General features: G+C 74.8%; 19 protein-coding genes and 1 riboswitch. Of the genes, 14 read left to right on the top strand and 5 right to left on the bottom strand.

Features of this window, described 5'->3' with window-relative positions; all coding sequences use genetic code 11:
- Nucleotides 1-52 precede the first annotated feature (52 nt).
- On the bottom strand, nt 53-718 hold the full coding sequence (locus AB0B14_RS12600; RefSeq protein WP_357522480.1) for a hypothetical protein: 666 nt from the start codon (nt 716-718) through the stop codon (nt 53-55).
- A 23-nt stretch (nt 719-741) separates the two neighbouring features.
- On the bottom strand, nt 742-1,269 hold the full coding sequence (locus AB0B14_RS12605) for a hypothetical protein (protein ID WP_357522481.1): 528 nt from the start codon (nt 1,267-1,269) through the stop codon (nt 742-744).
- A 137-nt stretch (nt 1,270-1,406) separates the two neighbouring features.
- Between AB0B14_RS12605 and AB0B14_RS12610 the strand changes: the two genes are divergently transcribed.
- Nucleotides 1,407-2,198, top strand: a complete 792-nt coding sequence (locus tag AB0B14_RS12610) for an arginase family protein (RefSeq protein WP_357522482.1) — start codon at nt 1,407-1,409, stop codon at nt 2,196-2,198.
- A gap of 66 nt (nt 2,199-2,264) precedes the next feature.
- Here the strand turns inward: AB0B14_RS12610 and AB0B14_RS12615 are convergent, their stop codons facing one another.
- Both AB0B14_RS12615 and AB0B14_RS12620 read right to left on the bottom strand, forming a co-directional pair.
- Entirely contained in the window at nt 2,265-2,975 is a 711-nt protein-coding gene (locus AB0B14_RS12615) for a hypothetical protein (RefSeq protein WP_357522483.1), read from the bottom strand.
- On the bottom strand, nt 2,968-3,549 hold the full coding sequence (locus AB0B14_RS12620) for an RNA polymerase sigma factor (protein ID WP_357522484.1): 582 nt from the start codon (nt 3,547-3,549) through the stop codon (nt 2,968-2,970). The genes AB0B14_RS12615 and AB0B14_RS12620 overlap by 8 nt, the downstream gene beginning before the upstream one ends.
- Before the next feature lie 118 nt (nt 3,550-3,667).
- Between AB0B14_RS12620 and AB0B14_RS12625 the strand changes: the two genes are divergently transcribed.
- Nucleotides 3,668-4,003, top strand: a complete 336-nt coding sequence (locus tag AB0B14_RS12625) for a hypothetical protein (RefSeq protein WP_357081086.1) — start codon at nt 3,668-3,670, stop codon at nt 4,001-4,003.
- Nucleotides 4,004-4,014: 11 nt separating this feature from the next.
- Here the strand turns inward: AB0B14_RS12625 and AB0B14_RS12630 are convergent, their stop codons facing one another.
- Nucleotides 4,015-4,722: an MBL fold metallo-hydrolase gene (locus AB0B14_RS12630; protein ID WP_357522485.1), complete on the bottom strand. Its 708-nt coding sequence runs from the start codon at nt 4,720-4,722 to the stop codon at nt 4,015-4,017.
- Between the two features lie 348 nt (nt 4,723-5,070).
- A riboswitch (cobalamin riboswitch) is annotated at nt 5,071-5,200 on the top strand.
- A 330-nt stretch (nt 5,201-5,530) separates the two neighbouring features.
- Between AB0B14_RS12630 and cobN the strand changes: the two genes are divergently transcribed.
- From cobN to cobA, 12 genes are read left to right on the top strand one after another with little or no spacing between them, the layout of a single operon-like run.
- The gene (gene cobN / locus AB0B14_RS12635) at nt 5,531-9,199 is read left to right on the top strand and encodes a cobaltochelatase subunit CobN (protein ID WP_357522486.1); all 3,669 of its coding nucleotides are present in this window, start codon (nt 5,531-5,533) and stop codon (nt 9,197-9,199) included.
- Nucleotides 9,196-11,658, top strand: a complete 2,463-nt coding sequence (locus AB0B14_RS12640) for a VWA domain-containing protein (protein ID WP_357522487.1) — start codon at nt 9,196-9,198, stop codon at nt 11,656-11,658. The genes cobN and AB0B14_RS12640 overlap by 4 nt, the downstream gene beginning before the upstream one ends.
- On the top strand, nt 11,658-12,269 hold the full coding sequence (cobO, locus tag AB0B14_RS12645; RefSeq protein WP_357079684.1) for a cob(I)yrinic acid a,c-diamide adenosyltransferase: 612 nt from the start codon (nt 11,658-11,660) through the stop codon (nt 12,267-12,269). The genes AB0B14_RS12640 and cobO overlap by 1 nt, the downstream gene beginning before the upstream one ends.
- A complete protein-coding gene (locus AB0B14_RS12650) occupies nt 12,263-13,618 on the top strand; it encodes a cobyrinate a,c-diamide synthase (protein WP_357079687.1) in 1,356 nt (451 codons plus the stop codon). Before cobO ends, AB0B14_RS12650 begins: the two co-directional genes overlap by 7 nt.
- Nucleotides 13,615-14,421: a precorrin-2 C(20)-methyltransferase gene (cobI, locus tag AB0B14_RS12655; RefSeq protein ID WP_357079690.1), complete on the top strand. Its 807-nt coding sequence runs from the start codon at nt 13,615-13,617 to the stop codon at nt 14,419-14,421. Before AB0B14_RS12650 ends, cobI begins: the two co-directional genes overlap by 4 nt.
- Nucleotides 14,418-15,263 (top strand): precorrin-4 C(11)-methyltransferase, encoded by an 846-nt coding sequence (cobM, locus tag AB0B14_RS12660; protein ID WP_357079693.1) that lies wholly within the window; start codon nt 14,418-14,420, stop codon nt 15,261-15,263. Before cobI ends, cobM begins: the two co-directional genes overlap by 4 nt.
- The gene (locus AB0B14_RS12665) at nt 15,260-16,411 is read left to right on the top strand and encodes a cobalt-precorrin-5B (C(1))-methyltransferase (protein ID WP_357522488.1); all 1,152 of its coding nucleotides are present in this window, start codon (nt 15,260-15,262) and stop codon (nt 16,409-16,411) included. The genes cobM and AB0B14_RS12665 overlap by 4 nt, the downstream gene beginning before the upstream one ends.
- A complete protein-coding gene (gene cbiE / locus AB0B14_RS12670; RefSeq protein WP_357522489.1) occupies nt 16,408-17,838 on the top strand; it encodes a precorrin-6y C5,15-methyltransferase (decarboxylating) subunit CbiE in 1,431 nt (476 codons plus the stop codon). Before AB0B14_RS12665 ends, cbiE begins: the two co-directional genes overlap by 4 nt.
- Nucleotides 17,835-19,682, top strand: coding sequence for a precorrin-3B C(17)-methyltransferase (cobJ, locus tag AB0B14_RS12675; protein ID WP_357522490.1), 1,848 nt, complete (start codon nt 17,835-17,837; stop codon nt 19,680-19,682). Before cbiE ends, cobJ begins: the two co-directional genes overlap by 4 nt.
- Nucleotides 19,670-19,867: a 4Fe-4S binding protein gene (locus tag AB0B14_RS12680; protein ID WP_357522491.1), complete on the top strand. Its 198-nt coding sequence runs from the start codon at nt 19,670-19,672 to the stop codon at nt 19,865-19,867. The genes cobJ and AB0B14_RS12680 overlap by 13 nt, the downstream gene beginning before the upstream one ends.
- Nucleotides 19,864-20,460 carry a precorrin-8X methylmutase gene (locus AB0B14_RS12685; protein WP_357522492.1) on the top strand — a complete coding sequence of 199 codons (597 nt, stop codon included), beginning with the start codon at nt 19,864-19,866 and terminating at the stop codon, nt 20,458-20,460. The genes AB0B14_RS12680 and AB0B14_RS12685 overlap by 4 nt, the downstream gene beginning before the upstream one ends.
- Nucleotides 20,457-22,124 carry a uroporphyrinogen-III C-methyltransferase gene (gene cobA / locus AB0B14_RS12690; protein ID WP_357522493.1) on the top strand — a complete coding sequence of 556 codons (1,668 nt, stop codon included), beginning with the start codon at nt 20,457-20,459 and terminating at the stop codon, nt 22,122-22,124. Before AB0B14_RS12685 ends, cobA begins: the two co-directional genes overlap by 4 nt.
- Nucleotides 22,125-22,127 lie beyond the last annotated feature (3 nt).

Raw genomic sequence — 22,127 nt, forward strand, 5'->3', positions numbered from 1 at the left:
GACCCAGGGCGTCGAGGGCGCGGGCGGCAGCGCGCCCGGTGCGCCCGAAGCCCTAGGGGTGCAGCCAGACGCGCAGCGGGCCGGTGGGGGTGAAGCCGGTTTCCAGGGCGGGGGCCAGGTCCGCCGCGGTTTCGTAGCCGACCAACGCCGCGCCGGGCACGGTGGCGCACACCGCGCGCCAGATGTCGTGGGCGCGGTCGGTGCGGGCGAACAGGTTGGAGACGCCGCACGGGCCGTCGCCGCTGAGCACCGCTCCGCCGGTGAGCACGCCCCGATCGTCGTGGTGGGCGAGCACCCGGACCCGGGGGTCGGCCAGCAGCGTGGGCCGGAACACCTCCCCGCCGCCGTGGGCCGCCGCCCAGGCCGTCAGCTCGTCGGCGGTGGTGACCGGGGTGAGCGGTTCGCCTGCCCCCGGCGCAACCGGTGGCCGGTAAATCCACTGCGCGTCGAAGAGCACCCGGAACCCGTACCCGGACAGGTCGACGTCGGCGAAGCTGTCCTTCACCGACGCGCCGGGCCCGACGTCGATCCGGGCCAGCAGGGCCCCGGCGTCGACACCCGGCCGCAGGGTGACCGCGTCCGGGTACCACGGTGGCGAGCGGTGGGGGACCGACCAGGCGTCGGCGTCGGTACGGCCGGCCAGCCCGTGGCTGCCGCAGACGATGTCGCACCACTCGGCGTTGTTGCGGGCCGCGGCCACCCGCGCGTCCTCCCGCACCCCCGCAAGCCTAGGGCGCGCGGTCACGGGGCGTAGACCAGGTCCATCGTGTCGGTGTGCCCGGACCAGCGCAGGTCGAGATGCCAGCATCCGGCCTGCGGCATGTCGATGATCGACGGCCCCGGACCGCCGGCGACCTCCCGGGTCACAGTGGTGTCGGTGCCGTCCAGCGTCGCGGTGATCACCAGCGTCGCCGGTGCGGTCGGGTTGGGCGAGGTCGTGGCGGCGCGGGCCACCCACAGGATCTTGTTGTTGGACCCGTCCTCGCGGACCTGGCGCAGTGGATGAGCGAACAGCACCGCCACGATGTCACCGGTCTTGCCGAAGACGTGCGGGACCTGGCTGCCCCCGTGGAACCCGGCGTCCGCCCAGTCGGGCAGCGACGTCGTCTCGACCGGCGAGTGGCAGCCCGTCGCGGCGCTCGCGCTCGCGGCGCTCGTGGTGCTCGCCGTGGTGGCGCTCGGCGCGGCCGACCCGCCGCTGGCCGTGGTCGTACACCCCGCCAGCAGAACCACAGACGCTGCCAGCAGCAACCCGCCCCGTGAATCCATCTCGCCCCTTCCGGTACGCCTCGACGGCTCGTCGCATTGTCATGACACCGGTCGCGCCCACCAGGTTCCGAGGCACGCTCCGCGATACCGAGAAAGTGATCTGGTTCTCCGCGGTCAACGTCTCGTAGTGTCGCCGGATGACGACAGTGCTCTGCGTTCCACAATGGCAAGGCTCCGCATCCCCCAAGGCGTCACAGTTGATGGTCGGTGCCCGTCGTGCTGCCACACTCGTTCCGGCCGCCGAGGTGGTCACCGTTCCGGTACTCGAGACCAGTGGGGAGAAGATCGCCGGGATTCGAGCGCTAGACGTACTCGTGCAGAATCAGCGGCTGACGCAGAAAACCCTGGCCGGGATCGATGACCAGGTGATTACGGTGGGCGGCGACTGCTCGGTCGACATCGCGCCCATCGCCGCGGCCCGCGCCCGTTACGGTGACGCCTTGCGGGTGCTCTGGATCGACGCACATCCGGATGTGTACAGCCCGCAGACCCTACCGTCGGGCGCCTTTCACGGGATGGTGGTGCGCGCACTGCTCGGCGATGGGCCGGCCGGGCTCACACCGGATCAGCCGCTCACACCACAGCAGGTGATAATCGCCGGGGAGCGGGCGAATGTCCCATCCGAGCACGCCTTTCTGGCGAAGACCGGCCTGCGTAGGCACGGCGTAGACGACCTGGACCGGGCACTCGACGATCTCCGGGGCCCCGTCTATGTGCACATCGACCTCGACGTGTTGGAGCCAACGGTCTTCGGTTCGACCTGCTATCCGGAGCCGAACGGCGTACAGCCGCAGCACTTGATCGACCTGGTCACGCACATCGACGACATCGTCGGCGCCGCTATCACCGAGCACGCGCCAGCCGACGACGTTGTCGACGCGGGGGAGTCCGAAGTGATCCGCCGGTTGGCCGCCGCACTGGCACGCTGACGGCCAGCCCTCTGGCCGGTCACACCTGGTGAACACCAGACGATCGCACCGTCAGGCATCAATGATCTACCGCAGCGAGCGGGCGATCTCGATCGCCTCGGCCTGGGTGAGGGCGCCCTCGATCCGGTAGCTCACGTCGGCGTCCTGCCAGATCAGGGTCGAGGCGGCCAGCCGGGCGCTCTCCTGGCGGACATTCCCCGCCCGGTCCACGTACGACAGCACGTGCGGGCCGTCGACCCACACGGCGAAGTCGCCGTTGACCTGGACCCACTCCGCTCCCGGCGGGGTGACCTCCTTGTGGAAGGACAGGTTGAGGCGACCGTCGAACGCGTCCACGCGCAGCGCGCCGCCGTCGTAGAGCAACGTCGCCACCCGGCAGGTGCCCGTGGGGTCGGGGTCGGCGACCAGCACCCGCTCGGGCGGCCCCAGCTTCGCCGGCAGTCGGATCGGGAACCGTACCGCCCGCTGTGCCTCGTCCAGGCCGGCGGGGCGCTGCCCCGGCAACGGCGAGGCAGCACCGCTGGGCAGCGTCGACGGGGGCGAGGTGGCGATGCTGACGCCGGCGAAGCGCAGCAGCCCCGTGACGGCGTCGGCGACGGCGGCCCGGGTCGGCGGCAACACCGCCACGATCAGGGCGGCGAGCGCCGCTGCGGCGAGCGGGCGCCACCGGCGCACGGGCCGGTGCAGCCGTACGCGGACGGGGGCGCGCACGTCGGGCGGCTCGGGCGTGTCCAGCCAGGCGGACAGCTCACGCAGCTCCCGTTCGAGGTCACCCATGCCGGACCTCCTCCCGATCGAGCAGGCCGCGAAGCTTCGCCAGCGCCCGGGAGGTGCGCGACTTCACCGTGCCCCGGGGCCAGCCCAGCGCCGCCACCGTCTCCTCCTCGCTGAGATCGAGGAAGAACCGGCAGACGATCACCTCGCGGTCCCGTACCGGCAGTTGACGCAGGGCCCGCACCAGCGCGGCGCGGCGCTCCCCGGCGAGGACCGCGTCGACCGCCCCATCCTCGGTGATCTCCGACATCGGGTCCGCCGCCGCCGCCCGCAGGACGAGTCCGTCGCGTCGGCCCCGGGAGCGGTGCAGGTTGCGGGTCTCGTTGGCGACGATCGCGAGCAGCCACGACCGGAAGGACGACTCGCCCCGATAACGGGACAGCTTGCGGTACGCCTTCACAAACGCCTCCTGGATGACGTCCTCGGAGTCCGAGCCCGCGCCGAGCAGCACCGCCGTCCGGTAGGCGGACGCGGTGTGCCGGGCGACCAGGAGGTCGTACGCCTCCAGGTCACCGGAGCGGGCGCGGGTGACGAGCGCGTCGTCGTCCAGGGGAACCTCCGTTCGGATCACACTCATGACACCGCCCACCCGCCGCGGGTTCCAGCCCTCGTCGGATCAGCTGTCTCCCATCGGGCGTGCAGCGTATTGCCAGGAATCGGTGCTGCACTGGAGGGCGTCGAGGGAAGGGGTTGGCATGAGCTGGTTCAGTCGCCGGTCACGGGGTGCCGAGGCGACCCCGACGAAGCTGGACCGGGAGGCGACCCGGGACGATCTCGCCGCCCTGGAGGCGTTCGTCACGAGTCGGCGCGGGGTGGAGTTCTACCTGGAGCCGGAGACCACCGCGACGGACACCACGGTGGTGGCGATCGCCCACGACGGCGAGTGGATCCGTCGCCGTACCGGCACACCACGCGCGGCCGGGTCCATCGCCCGCAAGCACGCGGTGCCGCTGTACGAGGCGGGCCGCACCGGCTACCCGGAACGGATGCGGGTGTGGAACCGGGCCCACCCGGAGCGCCACGCCCGCTGAGGCTCGACCGCTCAGCCGGCGCCGACGGCCGCGCGGGCCTGCTCACGTGTCATCGGCTCGGCGTGGCTGGAGACGTACCAGTGGTAGGTGTCGTCGAGCAGTCGCCGGACCAGGGCCAAGTCGAGGCCGTCTTCCGGGCGGCGCAGGTGTGCCGGCGGCGGGTAGAAGCAGTCGCCCAGCAGCATGACGCCCGAGTCCGGCACCAGCACCACCGTCGAGTCCGGCGCGTGGCCGCCACCGACGTGACGCAGCCGAACCCCGACCGGCACCTCGGCCACGTCGGCGAAGGTCCGGCGCGGCGGCAGGACGGCGAACCCCTCCCAGGAGTCCACCGCGAGCGCCCGGGCCCGGAAGCTCGGGCCGAGGCGTGGATCGGCCCGTACCTGCTCGCGCAGATAGTGGTGACTCCACGGGCGGGCGGCCTCGGCGCGCAGCAACGGTACGGCCGACTCGTGCCCGACGATCTCCAGGTCGGGCCAGGCGCAGGCGCCCCAGACGTGGTCCCAGTGGTGGTGGGTGTAGACGAGCCAGCGTGGCTGCGGCAGGCCGGCGGCGGTCAGCGCGGCCTGGATCTCCCGGGCGTGCGCGGGGCTCTGCCCAGCGTCGATCATCACACTGCCGCGCTCGTCGGCGACGACGGCGACGCCGGCCTGGACCGCGTCCGGGTCGGGATCGCCCGGACAGAGCCAGACCCGACCGGCGAGGTGGTGGAATCGCATGGCGACGATGGTGATCGACCCCCGAGATTGATCGCGGACGTTGGGCCAGTGGCCGCCGATCCTAGGTGAGGATGTCGACCGGCACCGCGCGGCCGGATGATCGGCGCAGGTCAGAGTCCCTCGGCCATCCTTTGCTCTGCATACCTATCTGCACCAGACACGGAGCGTCACCGGTGCAGATAGGTATGCAGAGCAAAGGACGTCGGCATTGATCTGGGGCACTGCGCCGTGCGGAGTCGCGCTCGCGCCAATCGCCGAAGCTCGATGAGTGCCGCCCGCCTGGCGGGGCCGGACCGGCGTTGACCGGCGGCGCGGCGGTGTGGCAGCATTCGCGGCCTGACGGCAGTGAAGGAAGTCGGTGCGATTCCGACGCGGTCCCGCCACTGTCACCGGGGAGCGATCCCCCCTCGTGAGTCACGGCCGTGTGTCTGCGGTTGGAAGGCCGGGGGAGAGCGTCGATCCGGAAGCCAGGATACTTCGGCCGTCGGGACGTACCCCAGGGCGTGGACACCCGAGGAGGACCCGATGACGCACGGCGTCTCATTCATCGACGAGCATCGTCATGATCCGCATCGCGGGCGACACACCGCATCCGGAACCGGCCGCGCCCGCACGTCTGGCGCCGGTTGCCTCGACGCGCGCCAGGCCGCTGGCTTCCGGTACCGCTGAGCCGAGCGCCCGCCGCTGACCGGCTCCGACGCCCGCGTCGACGAGTCCGGCAGCGCCGTCGTACCGGCTGACGCCGCACCCACCCGCTTCGTCCAGGTCGCCTCCGCAGCGGCCAGGGCGTCACTCTCCGGAGCCCGCCGTGCGCATCCTGCTGCTCTCCACCGCCGACACCGACCTGCTGGCCGCCCGCGCCAGCGGCGCCGACTACCGGCTCGCCAACCCCGCGCGGGTCGCCGCCGACGAGGTGCCCGCCCTGCTCGACGGGGTCGCCCTCGTCGTCGTACGCCTGCTCGGCGGTCGACAGGCGTGGCCGGACGGCCTCGCCGAGGTGCTCGGCACCGGGGTGCCGACTGTCGTGCTCGGTGGCGAGGCGCTGCCCGACGCGGAGCTGATGGCCATCTCCACAGTGCCGTCCGGGGTCGTCACCCAGGCGTTGGCGTACCTGGTCGAGGGCGGGCCGGACAACCTGGCGCAACTGGCCCGGTTCCTCTCCGACACGGTGCTGCTCACCGGCGAGGGGTTCGCCCCGCCCACCCCCACCCCGGCGTACGGCGTGCACGGCGAACACCCGACCGACCCGGACCGGCCCACCGTGGGGATCGTCTTCTACCGGGCGCACGCCCTCGCCGGCAACACCGGGTTCGTCGACGTGCTCGCGGACGCGGTCCACAAGGCCGGCGGCAACCCGCTGCCGATCTTCTGCGGCTCGCTGCGCGGGCTCACCACCGGCGCCGGCCCGCTCGGGCTGTTCGCCCGCTGCGACGCGCTGCTGGTCACCGTGCTCGCCGCCGGCGGTGCGGTCGCCGCGGACGCCTCCGGAGGTGGCGACGAGGACGCCTGGGACGTCGGCGCGCTGGCCGCCCTGGACGTGCCGGTCATCCAGGCGCTCTGCCTGACCAGCACCCGGGCGCAGTGGGAGGCCAGCGACGCCGGGCTGTCCCCGTTGGACGCGGCGATGCAGGTGGCCATCCCCGAGTTCGACGGTCGGATCGTCACCGTGCCGTTCTCGTTCAAGCAGATCGACGCCGACGGCCTGTCCGTCTACGCCGCCGACCCCGAGCGGGCCGCCCGGGTCGCCGGGATCGCGGTACGCCACGCCCGGCTGCGCTACGTGCCCAACGCCGACAAGCGGATCGCCGTGGTGCTCAGCTCGTACCCCACCAAGCACTCCCGGGTCGGCAACGCCGTCGGGCTGGACACCCCGGTCTCGGCGGTCCGGCTGCTCGCCGCGCTCGCCGCCGCCGGCTACCACCTGGGCGACGCCCCGGTGCCCGACGACGGAGACGCGCTGATCCACGCGCTGATCGCCGCCGGAGGCCACGACGTGGAGTGGCTCACCCCGGAACAACTGGCCGCCGCCGAGGCCCGGATACCGGGGCAGACGTACCGGCGGTGGTTCGACCAGATCCCGGCCGAGCTGCGCGAACGGATGCGGGAGCACTGGGGTGAGCCGCCCGGCGAGCTGTACACCGAGAGCGGGGACATCGTCCTCGCCGGGCTGCGCTTCGGCAACGTGGTGCTGCTGATCCAACCGCCGCGCGGCTTCGGCGAGAACCCGATCGCCATCTACCACGACCCGGACCTCCCGCCGAGCCACCACTACCTGGCCGCGTACCGCTGGTTGGCCGCACCGAGCGCGGACGGCGGCTTCGGCGCGGACGCCGTGGTGCACCTGGGCAAGCACGGCACCCTGGAGTGGCTGCCCGGCAAGGGCCTCGGCCTGGCCGCCGACTGCGCGCCCGACGCGGTCCTCACCGACCTGCCGCTGGTCTACCCGTTCATCGTCAACGACCCCGGCGAGGGCACCCAGGCCAAGCGGCGGGCGCACGCCGTGGTCATCGACCACCTGGTGCCGCCGATGGCCCGCGCCGAGACCTACGGCGACCTGGCCAAACTGGAGCAACTGCTCGACGAGTACGCCACCGTGCAGGCCCTCGACCCGGCGAAGGTGCCCACCGTGCGGGCGCAGATCTGGGACCTCGTACGCGCCGCCGAACTGCACCACGACCTGCACGCCGAGGCGATGCCCGACGCGGACGACTTCGACGAGTTCGTGCTGCACCTCGACGGGTACCTGTGCGAGGTAAAGGACGTGCAGATCCGCGACGGGCTGCACATCCTCGCCGACGCGCCCACCGGTGAGCCCCGGGTCAACCTGGTCCTCGCGGTGCTGCGCGCACCGCAGATCTGGGGAGGCGCCCACGCCCTGCCCGGTCTGCGGCAGGCGCTCGCCGTCGCGTACTCCCTCGACGAGCAGGCGCTGCTCGCGGCACCTGGCGACCGACTGGCGCTGCCCACCGCGCTGACCGACGTGGTGGACGGGCCGGCCGGCACCGCCGCCGACGCCATCGACCTGATCGAGGCCCTGGCCCGACGGTTGGTCCTCGGCATGGAGACCCTGGGCTGGGCCGTGGACGCGGTCGACGCGGTGGTGACCGAGGTGACCGGGCAGCCGATCCCGGACGTCGCCGCCGTGCTGCACTTCGCCGCCACCGAGCTGGTGCCCCGGCTCGGCCGGACCACCGACGAGCTGACCAACACCCTCGGCGCGCTCGACGGCCGGTTCGTGCCGCCCGGCCCGTCCGGCTCACCCACCCGGGGCCTGGTCAACGTGCTGCCCACCGGGCGCAACTTCTACTCCGTCGACCCGAAGGCCATTCCCAGCCGCAACGCCTGGGACGTCGGGGTGGCCCTCGCCGACTCGCTGCTGGCCCGGCACCTCGCCGACACCGGGGCGTACCCCCGCTCGGTGGGTTTGACCGTGTGGGGCACCAGCGCGATGCGCACCCAGGGCGACGACATCGCCGAGGTGCTCGCGCTGCTCGGCTGCCGGCCGGTGTGGGACGAACGGTCCCGGCGGGTCACCGGCATCGAGGTGGTGCCGACCGCCGAGCTGGGCCGACCCCGCGTGGACGTGACGGTGCGCATCTCCGGGTTCTTCCGCGACGCGTTCCCGCACGTGGTGGCGCTGCTCGACGACGCCGTGCGGCAGGTCGCCGCCCTGGACGAGCCGGAGGCGGAGAACTACCTGCGGGCGCACGTCGCGGCAGACCTCGCCGAGCACGGCGACGAGCGGCGGGCCACCGCCCGGATCTTCGGCTCCAAGCCCGGGGCGTACGGCGCCGGTCTGCTGCCGCTGATCGACGCCCGGACCTGGCGCAGCGACGCCGACCTGGCCGAGGTGTACGCGGTGTGGGGCGGCTACGCCTACGGCCGGGGCCTGGACGGGCGGGAGGCGCGCGCCGACATGGAACGCTCGTTCGCCCGGATCGCGGTGGCGGTGAAGAACCAGGACACCCGCGAGCACGACATCGTCGACTCCGACGACTACTTCCAGTACCACGGCGGGATGGTGGCGATGGTCCGCCACCTCACCGGCACGTCACCGCAGGCGTACGTGGGTGACTCGGCGATGCCGCACGACGTGCGCACCCGCACGCTGGGCGAGGAGACCCGGCGGGTGTTCCGGGCCCGGGTGGTCAACCCGAAGTGGATCGCCGCGATGCGCCGGCACGGCTACAAGGGCGCGTTCGAGCTGGCCGCCACCGTGGACTACCTGTTCGGCTACGACGCCACCGCCGGTGTGGTCGACGACTGGATGTACGAGCACCTGGCCGCCGCGTACCTCTTCGACGACACCACCCGCGAGTTCCTGGAGAAGTCCAACCCGTGGGCGCTGCGCGGCATCACCGAGCGCCTGTTGGAGGCCGCCGACCGGGGGCTGTGGGCCAAACCCGAGCCGGCCACCCTGGACCGGCTGCGCGACACGTACCTGGCCAGCGAGGGCGACCTGGAGGACCGGGTGTGAGCGCGAGGAGTGAGCCGGTTTTGCGAGCCCCGCAGTCGCGAACGAAAGAAGGCCCAGTGAGCGTCACCTATCCCTTCAGTGCGGTGCTCGGCATGGCCGACATGCGGTTGGCGCTGTTGCTCAACGCGGTGTCCCCGGCGATCGGCGGTGTGCTGGTCCGGGGTGAGAAGGGCACCGCCAAGTCCACCGCCGTGCGGGCACTCGCCGCACTCCTGCCACCGGTGCGCCGCGTCGCCGGCTGCCGCTTCGGCTGTGACCCGGCCGAGCCCGACCCGGCCTGCCCGGACGGCCCACACCCCGCCGACGCCGCCGCCGAGACCCGTCCCGCCCGGCTCGTCGAGCTGCCGGTCGGTGCCGCCGAGGACCGGGTGGTCGGCTCGCTGGATTTGGAGAAGGCCCTCGGCGAGGGGGTACGCGCCTTCGAGCCGGGCCTGCTCGCCGCCGCCCACCGGGGCGTCCTCTACGTCGACGAGGTCAACCTGCTGCACGACCACCTCGTGGACCTGCTGCTGGACGCGGCGGCGATGGGCCGCAGCCACGTCGAGCGCGAAGGCGTGTCGGTCAGCCACGCCGCCCGGTTCCTGCTGGTCGGCACCATGAACCCCGAGGAGGGGGAGCTGCGCCCGCAGCTGCTCGACCGGTTCGGGCTCACCGTGGAGGTGGGTGCCAGCCGGGACCCGCAGGTCCGGGTCGAGGTGGTCCGCCGCCGGCTGGCCGCCGACGCCGACCCGGCCGGGTTCGCCGCCCGCTGGGCCGACGCCGACGCGGAGATCGCCGCCCAGGTGGCCGCCGCCCGCCGCCGGCTTCCCGGGGTACGCCTGCCGGACGCCGCGCTGCGGCAGATCGCCGAGGTGTGCGCGGCGTTCGACGTGGACGGGATGCGCGCCGACATCGTCACGGCCCGTACCGCCCTGGCCCACGCCGCCTGGCACGGCCGGGACCGGGTCACCATCGACGACGTCCGGGTGGCCGCCCGGCTGGCTCTGCCGCACCGCCGCCGCCGCGACCCGTTCGACACCCCCGGGCTGGACGAGAAGCGCCTCGACGAGGCGTTGCAACGGGCCCAGGACGCCCACCCCGACGACCCGGACGACAACGGCCCCGAGGACCGTGGCCCGAACGGCCCGAACGGTGGCGGCCCGGCCGGTGGCGGCGGCCCGAACGGTGGCGGCGGCCCGAACGGGGGCGGTCCGCAGGGTGGTGGCGGCAGTGGCCCGGCCGGGCGCACCGATGGCCCGGACGGGGGCGGCTCGAACGGGGGCGGCCCGAGTGGTGGCGGCGCGCAGGGCGGTGACGGCGGCGACCAGGGTGGACCCGGGTCGGCCGGGCACTTGGCGGCGCGGGACGGCAGTGGCCCGGACGGGCGCACCGACGGCCCGGACGGTGCCGACGGTTGGCCACAGCACCAGACGGGCGACCGGGGCGACGACGGGTGGCCGCAGCGTCAGCGGGGCGACGACGACGGGTGGCCGCAGCGCCAGGCGGGCGACCGGGGCGACGACGGCCAGAACTCGCGCCCGCGCGGTGGCCGGGAATCGGCGGTCGGTGACGACGATCCGACCCGGAGCGGCGGGAGGTCTCAGTCGGTGGCCGTACCCCGGGGTGGGTTGCGGGCGCGGGTGCTCACCGCGCCCGGCGTGGGTGACGGGGTGCCGGGCCGGCGTTCGCGGGCCCGCACCGGGCGGGGGCGTACCACCGGGGCGCGGGTGCCGACGGGCCGGGTCGGGGCGTTGCACCTGCCGGCGACGGTCCGTGCCGCCGCGCCGCACCAGGCCGCTCGGGGGCGGTTGACCGGCCCGCTGCGGTTGCGCCCGGACGACGTGCGCGAGGCGGTCCGGGAGGGTCGTGAGGGCAACCTGGTGTTGTTCGTGGTGGACGCCAGCGGCTCGATGGGCGCCCGGCAGCGGATGACCGCCGTGAAGGACGCGGTGCTCGCCCTGCTCACCGACGCGTACCAGCGACGGGACAAGGTCGCGGTGATCGCGTTCCGGGGTGCCGGCGCCCGGACTCTGCTGCCGGCGACGTCGTCGGTGCTGGCCGCCTCGACCCGGTTGGCCGAGTTGCCCACCGGTGGGCGTACGCCGTTGGCCGAGGGCCTGCTCGCCGCCGCCGATCTGCTGCGGGTGGAGCGCCTGCGCGACCCGAAGCGCCGCCCCCTGGTCCTCATCGTCACCGACGGCAGAGCCACCGCGGGTCAACGTCCGCTCGACCGCGCGGCAGCAGCGGCAGCGGCCCTGGCGGCAACCGGCGCCCCCTGCGTGGTCGTCGACTGCGAGTCCGGCCCGGTCCGCCTCAACCTGGCCAATCGCCTGGCAACCCAGCTGCAAGCCCCCCGCCACGAACTGAACGACGTGGCCCAGACCCGAGGAGATCTTGGAAGGAAATGGCCCCTGGAAGGGCGGATTCCTTCCAAGATCTCGACCGGCACCACCATCACGCCAGCCAGGGGAGATTGCTGATGCCGCAGGGACAGCCGAGTTCCGTGCCTCTTGACGGGTTGACCACCCGGCAGCGGCGGCACCGGCCACTGGTGATCGTTCACACCGGACAGATGAAGGGCAAGTCGACGGCCGCCTTCGGGTTGGCGTTGCGGGCGTGGACGGCCGGCCTGCCGGTGGGCGTGTTCCAGTTCGTCAAGAGCGCCAAGTGGCGGGTGGGGGAGGAGAACGCCTTCCGGGCGCTCGGCGAGGTGCACGAGCGCACCGGCCAGGGCGCACCGGTGGCCTGGCACAAGATGGGCGAGGGCTGGTCCTGGATCCAGCGCGGCGGCGAGGCCGACCACGCCGCCGACGCCCTGGAAGGCTGGCGGCAGATCCAGCGTGACCTGGCCGCCGAGCGGTACGGGCTGTACGTGCTGGACGAGTTCACCTACCCGATGAAGTGGGGCTGGGTGGACGTCGACGAGGTGGTGGCCACCCTGGCTGACCGGCCCGGTTTCCAACACGTGGTGATCACCGGCCGGGACGCCGACCCGCGCCTGGTCGCCGCCGCCGACCTGGTGGCCGAGCTGACCAAGGTCAAGCACCCGATGGACGCCGGCCAGAAGGGCCAGAAGGGCATCGAGTGGTGAGCGGTCACACGGCGCTGCCCCGGCTGGTGGTCGCCGCGCCGGCCAGCGGGCACGGCAAGACCACGGTGGCCACCGGGCTGCTCGCCGCGCTGCGTCGGCGCGGCCTAACGGTCAGCCCGCACAAGGTCGGGCCGGACTACATCGACCCCGGCTACCACGCGCTCGCCGCCGGCCGGCCCGGCCGCAACCTCGACCCGTTCCTGGTCGGGGCCGACCGGATCGCCGCGCTGCTGCGGCACGGCGCGAGCGTCCCGACGCCCGCCGACATCGCCGTGGTGGAGGGCGTCATGGGCCTGCACGACGGGGCGGTGGGCCGCCGCGACTACGCCTCCACCGCACACGTCGCCCGGCTGATCGAGGCACCCGTGCTGCTGGTGCTGGACACCACCGCACAGGGCCGATCCGCCGCCGCGCTCACGCTCGGCATGGCCGCGTTCGACCCGGCGGTACGCATCGGCGGGGTGATCCTCAACCGGGTCGGTTCACCCCGGCACGAGACGCTGCTGCGCGACGCCCTCGCCGAGGTGGGCGTACCGGTGCTCGGTGCCGTCACCCGCGCCGCCGAGGTGGCCGCGCCGGCCCGGCACCTCGGGTTGGTGCCGGTCGCCGAACGGGCACCCGAGTCCCTGGCGATCGTCACCGCCCTCGCCGAGCTGGTCGAGGCCACCGTGGACCTCGACGCCGTGGTGGACCTGGCCCGCACCGCCCCGCCGCTGACCGCACCGGCGTGGGACCCGGTCGCCGCCGTCGGCGGGCCGGCCGGCGTCGAGCGGCCACGGGTCGCCCTCGCCGGTGGTCCGGCCTTCACCTTCTCGTACGCGGAGACCGCCGAACTGCTCACCGCCGCCGGCGCGGACGTGGTCACGGTCGACCCGCTGCGCGATCCGGCGCTGCCCGCCGGCACCCGCGCGGTGGTCATCGGCGGCGGGTTCCCCGAGGCGTACGCCCAGGCGCTGGCCGACAACTCCACGCTGCGCGCCGAGCTGGCCGACTTCGACGGGCCGATCGTGGCCGAGTGCGCCGGGTTGCTCTACCTCGGGCGGTCCCTGGACGGCGTGCCGATGTGCGGCCGGCTGGACCTGACCGCCCGGATGACCGGCCGGCTCACCCTCGGCTACCGCGAGGCGGTGGCCGCCGCCGACTCCCCGGTGGCCCGGGTCGGCGAGGGCGTACGCGGCCACGAGTTCCACCGCACCACCACCGACCCGGGGCACGGTGACCGGCCGGCGTGGCGCTGGGACGACACCGCGCACGGCTTCGTCGCCGGCCGGGTGCACGCCTCCTACCTGCACACCCACTGGGCCGGTCACCCCGACGCGGCCCGCCGCCTGGTCGAGGCGTGCCGGTGAGCGCCGACGACAGTCGGGCCGGCGGATCGGCCGACGCCACGCTGACCGGGGTCGGGGTCGGCCCCGGTGACCCGGAACTGCTCACCGTCAAGGCGGTGCGGGTGCTGCGCGAGGCCGACCTGGTCTTCGTACCCGTGATGGCGGACCGGGCCGAGCCCACCGCGACCGCCGCGCCGACGCCGGCGGGTGCGGACGCCGGGCGGGCCGAGGCGACGGTACGGTCCCACGTCGCGGCGGACCGGCTGCGCCGGCTGCCGTTCGCCCTGGACGACCGGGGTGGGGTGACCGCCCGCCGGGCGGCGGCCTGGGACGACGCGGCCCGGGTGGTGGTCGACGCGATCGACGCGGGCGCACGGTCGCTGGCGTTCGCCACCATCGGTGACCCGAACGTCTACTCCACCTTCGGCTACCTGGCGCAGAGCGTGCGCGCGTTGTACCCGGCGGTGCGGGTGGCGACAGTGCCCGGCATCACCGCCATGCAGGAACTGGCCGCGCGCAGCGGCACCCCGCTCTGCGAGGGACGCGAACCGCTGACCCTGCTGCCGGCCACCGCCGGCCTGGCGTTGTTCGCCGACGCCCTCGCCGGGCCGGGCACCGTGGTCGCCTACAAGGGCTGGCGGCGGCACCCGGAGTTGCTCGCCGAGCTGCGCCGGCAGGGCCGCCTCGCCGACGCCGTGCTCGGGCGCAACCTGGGCCTGCCCGGCGAACGGATCGGGCCGGTCGACGACACCGCGCACGACCTGCCGTACCTGTCGACGCTGCTGGTCCCGGCCCGCCGCGAGCACCGAGGAGGAAAACTGTGACAAGCGACGGCAAGGTGTGGTTCGTCGGCGCCGGCCCCGGTGCGGCGGACCTGCTGACCCTGCGGGCCGCCCGGGCCATCGCCGAGGCGGACATCGTGATCTGGGCGGCCAGCCTGGTGCACGCCGACGTGCTCGGCCACGCCCGTGCGGGCGCGGAGATCGTCGACTCGTCGCAGCTGCCCATCGAGGGTGTGCTGCCGCTCTATCAGCGCGCCGCCGAGCAGGGGCTGACCGTGGCGCGGATCCACTCCGGCGACCCGGCGCTGTGGGGCGCCGTGCAGGAGCAACTGGACCTGTGCCGGGCGCTCGGCCTGGCCGTCGAGATCGTGCCCGGGGTCTCCTCGTTCACCGCCGTCGCGGCGATCGTCGGGCGGGAGCTGACCGTGCCCGAGGTGGCCCAGTCGGTGATCCTCACCCGCCTCGAAGGCGGCAAGACCCCGATGCCGCCCGGTGAGCGGGTCCGCGACTTCGCCCGGCACGGCACCACGATGGCGCTGTTCCTCTCCGCCGCCCGCTCCGGGCAGGTGCAGGCCGAGTTGCTGGCCGGCGGCTACCCGCAGGACACCCCGGCCGTGGTGGCGTACCAGGCGACCTGGCCGGACGAGCTGGTGGTGCGCTGCACGGTCGGCACCCTGGAGGCGACGGTCAAACAGCACAAGCTGTGGAAGCACACCCTCTTCCTGGTCGGGCCGGCACTGGCCGCCGAGGGCACCCGCTCACACCTGTACCACCCGGGGCACTTCCACACCTTCCGCCGTGCCGAGCCGGCCGCCCGCGCCGAGCTGCGCCGCCAGTCCGGCGCCCGCACCGGGGGGACAGCCACACCGGGGCACACACCGTGACGTACGCCGAGCCGCCGCTGCGCGAGCCGGACCTGCCGCGTACCGCGAAGGTCCGGCCCACCGCGCTGCGCACCGGCTGGACCACCGGCGCCTGCGCGACGGCGGCGGCCAAGGCGGCGCTCACCGCCCTGGTCACCGGGGAGATCCAGCCGGACGTGGAGATCGGTCTGCCCGCCGGTCGGCGGGTGCGCTTCCCGGTCGAACGCTGCGAGCTGACCGGCACCCCGCCGGTGCGGGCCGAGGCGGTCGTCGTCAAGGACGCCGGCGACGACCCGGACGTCACCCACGGAGCCGAGCTGACCGCGACAGTGGACTGGACCGACGTCCCCGGCCTGCGGCTCGCCGGCGGCGCGGGCGTCGGCACGGTCACCAAACCCGGCCTCGGGCTCGCGGTCGGCGGCCCGGCGATCAACGACACCCCCCGCCGGATGATCGGCGAGGCGGTGGCCGAGGTGGTCGACCTCACCGAGGTCGGCGTACGGGTGGTGATCAGCGTGCCCCGGGGCGAGATCATGGCCCGCAAGACCACCAACCGCCGACTGGGCATCCTCGGCGGCATCTCGATTCTCGGCACCACCGGGATCGTCCGCCCGTTCTCCACCGCCTCCTGGCGGGCCAGCGTCGTGCAGGCCGTGCACGTGATGGCCGCCCAGGGTGAGCCGACCGTGGTGCTGTGCACCGGCGGGCGTACCGAGCGGGCCGCCCGCGCGCTCCTGCCCGACCTGCCCGAGGTGTGCTTCGTCGAGGTCGGCGACTTCACCGGGGCCGCCGTCACCGCCGCCGTCGGTGACGAGATGACCGGGGTGGTCTTCGTCGGCATGGCCGGCAAGCTCGCCAAACTCGCGGCGGGCATCCTGATGACCCACTACACCCGCTCCAAGGTGGACCTGTCCCTGCTCGGCGCGGTGACCGCCGAGGCCGGTGGCGACCCGGCGCTTGTCGCCGCGGTGACCGAGGCGAACACCGGCCGGCACGCGTACGAGCTGTGGGAGGCCGCCGGGCTGCTCGGCCCGGCCGGTGACCTGCTCTGCCAACGGGTCCGCCAGGTGCTGCGACGCTTCGCCGGGCCGACGGTCACCGTGGACGTGGCGATGGTCGACTTCGCCGGAGCGCACGTCGTCGCCTCGTCGGGGCGGTGGCCCCGATGAGCCGCACGTCCCCGGATCCGCTGGCGAACCTGGCGGCACCGGACGCGCTGGCGAACCTGGCGGCACCGGACGCGCTGCCGACCGCGGCCGGCCCGGAGGCGCTGGTGACCGTGGTCGGGCTGGACGCGGCCGGGGCGCCACCGCACCCCGCCCTCGCGCCGGTGCTGGCCGCCGCCGGGCTGGTCGTCGGGGCCGCCCGGCACCTGGCCGCGGTGCCCGTGCCGGTCGGCGTCGACACCGTCGCCCTCGGGCCGCTCGCCCCGGCCGTCGGGCGGCTGACCGAGGCCGTCGCCGCCGGGGTGCCGGCCGTGGTGCTGGCCAGCGGGGACCCCGGCCTGTTCGGCATCGTCCGACGGCTGCGCGCGGCCGGGCTGCCGCTGCGGGTGGTGCCGGCGGTGTCCAGTGTGGCCGCCGCGTTCGCCCGCGCCGGGCTGCCCTGGGACGGCGCCGTCGTGGTCACCGCGCACGGGCGCGACCCGCGACCGGCCCTGAACGCCTGCCGGGCGCTGCCGCTTGTCGCGGTGCTCACCGCACCCGGCGCCGGTGCCGCCGAGCTGGGTGCGGGCCTGATCGGCTGGTCCCGCCGCCTGCTCGTCGCCGAGCACCTGGGCGCCACCGCGGAACGGATCCGCACGGTGACCCCCGAGCAGGCCGCCACCGAGACCTGGTCCGACCCCCACGTTCTGCTCAGCCTCGCCACACCCGACCCCGCGCCCGCCCTCGCCCCCGCCGGCTCGGCCGCCGACCCCGACGAGGCTGCCCCGGGCGGCCCGGCCGCCGATCCCGGCGGCTCGGCGCCCGGCCCGGCCGGCTCGGCGCGCGAGCTGTTCGCGCCCGGTGGGATGCGTGCCGACAACCAGCCGGCCGCCGCGCCGGCCGGCGGGTGGGCGCTGCCGGAGAGCCGGTACGCCCACCGCGACTCCATGATCACCAAGTCGGAGGTGCGCGCCCTGGTCGTCGCCCGACTGCGCCCCCGACTGGGTCGGCTGGTGTGGGACGTCGGAGCGGGCAGCGGTTCGGTCGGTATCGAGTGCGCCCTGCTCGGCGCTGCCGTACTCGCCGTCGAACAGGACCCTGGAGCCGGCGCGACCATCCGGGCCAACGCGACAGCGCACGCGGTGGACGTCCGGCTCGTCACCGGGCGGGCACCGCAGGCGCTGGCCGGCCTGCCCGATCCGGACGCGGTCTTCGTCGGCGGTGGCGGTGTCGACGTGCTCGCCGCCGTGGTGGCCCGCCAGCCCGAGCGGGTGGTGCTCACCCTGGCCGCCCTGGACCGGGTCGCACCGGCCGTTGGCCTGCTGCGCGCCGCCGGCTACACGGTGCAGGGCTGTCAGCTCTCCGCCGCCCGCCTCGCCGACCTGCCCGGCGGGTCGATCCGCCTCGCGGCCACCAACCCGGTGGTCGTCCTCACCGGGGAGCGCCCGTGACCGACCAGAACCCGCCCGCTCGCATCGGTCTGGTGGCGGCCACGGCCGCCGGCCGACGGCACGCGCACACCGTCGCCGCCGCCTGGCCGCACGCCCGCCTGGTCGAGGGGGAGAGCGTCGCCGACGCGCTGCGGACCGCCTGGGTGGACAGTGACGCGCTGGTCGCGTTCCTGGCCACCGGCGCGGTGGTGCGGATCCTCGCGCCGCTGCTCGCCGACAAGCACGGCGACCCGGCCGTGGTGGTCGTCGACGAGGCCGCCCGGCACGCCGTGGCGCTGCTCGGCGGGCACGCCGGCGGCGGCAACGACCTCGCCGAGCGGGTCGCCGCGCTGCTGGACGCCCGACCGGTGATCACCACCGCCACCGACGCGGTCGGGTTACCGGGTCTGGACACCCTCGGCTGGCCGGTCCAGGGCGCGGTCGCCGCGGTGTCCCGGGCCATCCTGGACGGCGAGCCGGTCCAGTTGGTCGCCGACGCCCACTGGCCGTTGCCCGCCCTGCCCCCGAACGTCCGGCCCCAACCCGCCGCCGCACCCTGTCGGACCGCCGCCGACAACGAGGCCGCCGACAACGCCGCCGGCGGCGACAACGGGATCGCCGCCGTCGACGGGGCCGCGGCCGTCGACGGGACCGCCGTCGACGACGCCGGCGGTGTCGACGCCGGCTACCGACTGTTGGTCACCGACCGGGTGGTGCCGCTCGACGGGCGGACCGCCGTGCTCCGGCCGCCGTCACTGGTCGCGGGCGTGGGCGCGAGCCGGGGCGTACCCGCCGCCGAGGTGGCGGAGCTGCTGCACCGGGTGCTGGCCGAGGCAGGCCTGAGCGCCGCGAGCCTGCGCTGCCTGGCCAGCGCCGACGTGAAAGCCGACGAGGCGGGCATCCGGAGCACCGCCGACGCGCTCGGCGTACCCCTGGTGACCTGGCCGGCGACGCGGCTGGCGGCGGTCGACGTGCCGCACCCCAGCGAGGTGGTCCGTGCCGCGGTCGGCACGCCGAGCGTGGCGGAGGCCGCGGCCCTGCTCGGCCCGGCCGGCCGTCCGGACGACGCCACGCTGTTGGTGGGCAAGACCGCGACGGCGATGGCCACCGTCGCGGTGGCCCGGCACGCGCCACGCGGCCGGCTGGCCGTCGTCGGGCTCGGACCGGGCGCCGCCGACCTGCGCACCCCCCGCGCGGTGGCCGAGCTGCGGCGCGCCGCCGTGGTGGTCGGCCTGGACCAGTACCTCGACCAGGTCCGCGACGTGCTCCGCCCGGGCACGCGGGTGCTGTCCAGCGGGCTCGGCGCGGAGGAGGCACGGGCCCGCGCCGCCGTCGCCGAGGCCGTCGCCGGCCGCGCGGTCGCGCTGATCGGCTCCGGCGACGCCGGGGTGTACGCGATGGCCAGCCCCGCCCTGGAGTACGCCGACGAACGCATCGACGTCATCGGCGTGCCCGGGGTGACCGCCGCACTGGCCGCCGGGGCGCTGCTCGGTGCCCCCCTCGGCCACGACCACGCCTATGTCAGCCTGTCCGACCTGCACACCCCGTGGGAGGTCATCGAGCGGCGGGTGACCGCGGCGGCCGAGGGTGACTTCGTGACGCTGTTCTACAACCCGCGCAGCCGGGCCCGGGACTGGCAGCTCGGCAAGGCGCTCGGCATCCTCGCCGGCCACCGCCCACCGGACACCCCGGTCGGTGTGGTGCGCAACGCCAGCCGCCCCGGCGAGCGGCTGCACCTGGCGACCCTGGCCACCCTCGACCCGGCCGTGGTCGACATGTACAGCGTCGTGGTGGTCGGCAACAGCGACACGAGGGTGGTCGCCGGTCGGATGGTCACGCCCCGGGGGTACCGATGGCGATCGTGACGATCGACGCCTGCCAGGGCTGTGGCGCCTGCCTGCTCACCTGCCCCACGCACGCGATCCAGCCGGTCGCCGGCGGCCTGACGGTCCGCGCCGACCGGTGCACCGGCTGCCTGGAGTGCCTGGAGATCTGCCCGGTCGACGCGATCCGCGTGCTCGACCCCGACCCTCGCGAAGGAGCCCGATGAGCCGGATGGTGCACCCGATCGAGGTCGAGTCGTACCGCATCCTGCGGGAGCGGGTCGACCTGTCGCACCTGCCGCCGCTGAGCCGCGCGGTGACCGAGCGGGTGGTGCACGCCAGCGCCGACCTCGCGTACGTCGACGAGTTGGTCTGCGACGAGGCGGCGCTGGAGTCGGGGCTGGCGGCGCTGCGCGCCGGGGCACCGGTGGTGACCGACGTGGCGATGGTCGCTGCCGGCATCACCCGGGCGGGCCTGGAGTTGGTCTGCCCGGTCGCCGAGCCGGCCGCCGCCGAGCTGGGCCGCGCGGCCGGGATCACCCGCTCGGCGGCGGCCGTGCGGATCGCCCTCGACCGGGTCGGGCCGGGCGCGGTCTGGGTGGTCGGCTGCGCACCCACCGCACTCGTCGAACTGCTCACCCTGGACGCCGCTCCGGCGCTCGTCGTCGGCCTGCCGGTCGGCTTCGTCGGAGCCGCCGAGTCGAAGGCGACGCTGCGGGCCAGCGGTCTGCCCGCCGTGTCCAACGTGGGGGAGAAGGGCGGGTCGGCGGTCGCCGCCGCCGCCCTCAACGCCCTGCTCTACATCGAGGAGAAGTCATGACCGGGTTGGTCATCGTCGGGCACGGTACGCGCAGCGCGGCCGGGGTCGACCAGTTCGCCGCACTGGTCGAGCGGGTCCGTCGTCGCGGTGACATCGGCGACGTCGAGGGCGGCTTCATCGAGTTGTCCCACCCGCCGCTGACCGACGCGGTCGGCGCGCTCGTCGCGCGGGGGCACCGGGCGCTGGTGGCGTTGCCGCTGGTGTTGACCGCCGCCGGGCACGGCAAGGGCGACATCCCCGCCGCGATGGGTCGCGAACAGCAGCGGCACCCCGGGCTGACCTACCGCTACGGTCGCCCGCTCGGCCCACACCCGCTGCTGCACGACGCCCTCGAACAGCGCATCGACGCGGTGTTGGCGAGTGCCGATCGGGCCGGCACGGCGCTGGCGGGTGCCGATCGGGCCGGCACGTGGGTCGCGTTGATCGGCCGGGGGTCCACCGACCCGGACGCCAACGCCGAGGTGGCCAAGGTGGCCCGGCTGCTCTGGGAGGGGCGCGGCTACGCGGGCGTGGAGCCGGGGTTCGTCTCCCTGGCGCAACCGTCGGTGCCGGCGGTGCTGGAGCGGTTGCGCCGCCTCGGCGCGCGGCGGATCGTCGTGGCACCGTACTTCCTGTTCGCCGGCGTGTTGCCCGACCGCATCGTCGCCCAGTCGGCGGAGTTCGCCGCCGCCCACCCCGACCTCGACGTCCGCGTCGCCGAGGTGATCGGCGACTGCGACGCCCTCGCCGACCTGGTGCGGGAGCGCTACGCCGAGGCGCTGGCCGGGGACATCCGGATGAACTGCGACACCTGCGCGTACCGGGTGTTGATGCCCGGCTTCGCCGACAAGGTGGGCCGCCCGCAACGCCCGCACGACCACCCCGACGACCCGGTCGGCCACCACCACGGGCACCACCAGCACGGGCACGGCCACCACGGGCACGACCACGGCTCGGTCGCGGTGGTCGGCGGCGGGCCGGGGCCCGACGACCTGATCACGGTACGCGGAAGGGCGCTGCTCGACGCGGCGGACGTCGTGGTGGCCGACCGGCTGGCCCCTACGGGGTTGCTCGCCGGGCTGCGCCCCGACGTGCTGGTCATCGACGCCGCGAAGGTGCCCCGTGGCCCGTCGATGGCCCAGGAGGCGATCAACGAGGCCCTGGTGTCGCACGCCCGCGCCGGTCGCCGGGTGGTCCGGCTCAAGGGCGGCGACCCGTACGTCTTCGGACGTGGCCACGAGGAGGTGCAGGCCTGCGTGGCGGCCGGTGTGCCGGTGACGGTGGTCCCCGGGGTGAGCAGCGCGATCGCCGCGCCGGCCCTCGCCGGCGTGCCGGTGACGCACCGGGGCGTGGCGCACGACGTCACAGTCGTGTCCGGACACCTGCCGCCCGGGCACCCCGACTCGCTTGTCGACTGGGCGGCGCTGGCCCGCGCCCGGGGCACCGTCGTGCTGCTGATGGCCGTCGACACCATCGCCAAGATCGCGTCAGTGTTGATCGAGCACGGCCGGGCCCCGGAGACCCCGGTGCTCGCCGTGCAGGACGCCGGGCAGCCCGGCCAGCGGTCGCTGCCCGCCCGGCTGGACGAGATCGGCGCGGTCGCCGCCCGGGAGAGTGTGGGCCCGCCCGCTGTCTTCGTCCTCGGCCCGGTGGTCGCTCTCACCACCACCGGGCAGAGGGCCTGACGA

Source organism: Micromonospora sp. NPDC049171 (assembly GCF_040648275.1).
Lineage (GTDB): Bacteria > Actinomycetota > Actinomycetes > Mycobacteriales > Micromonosporaceae > Micromonospora.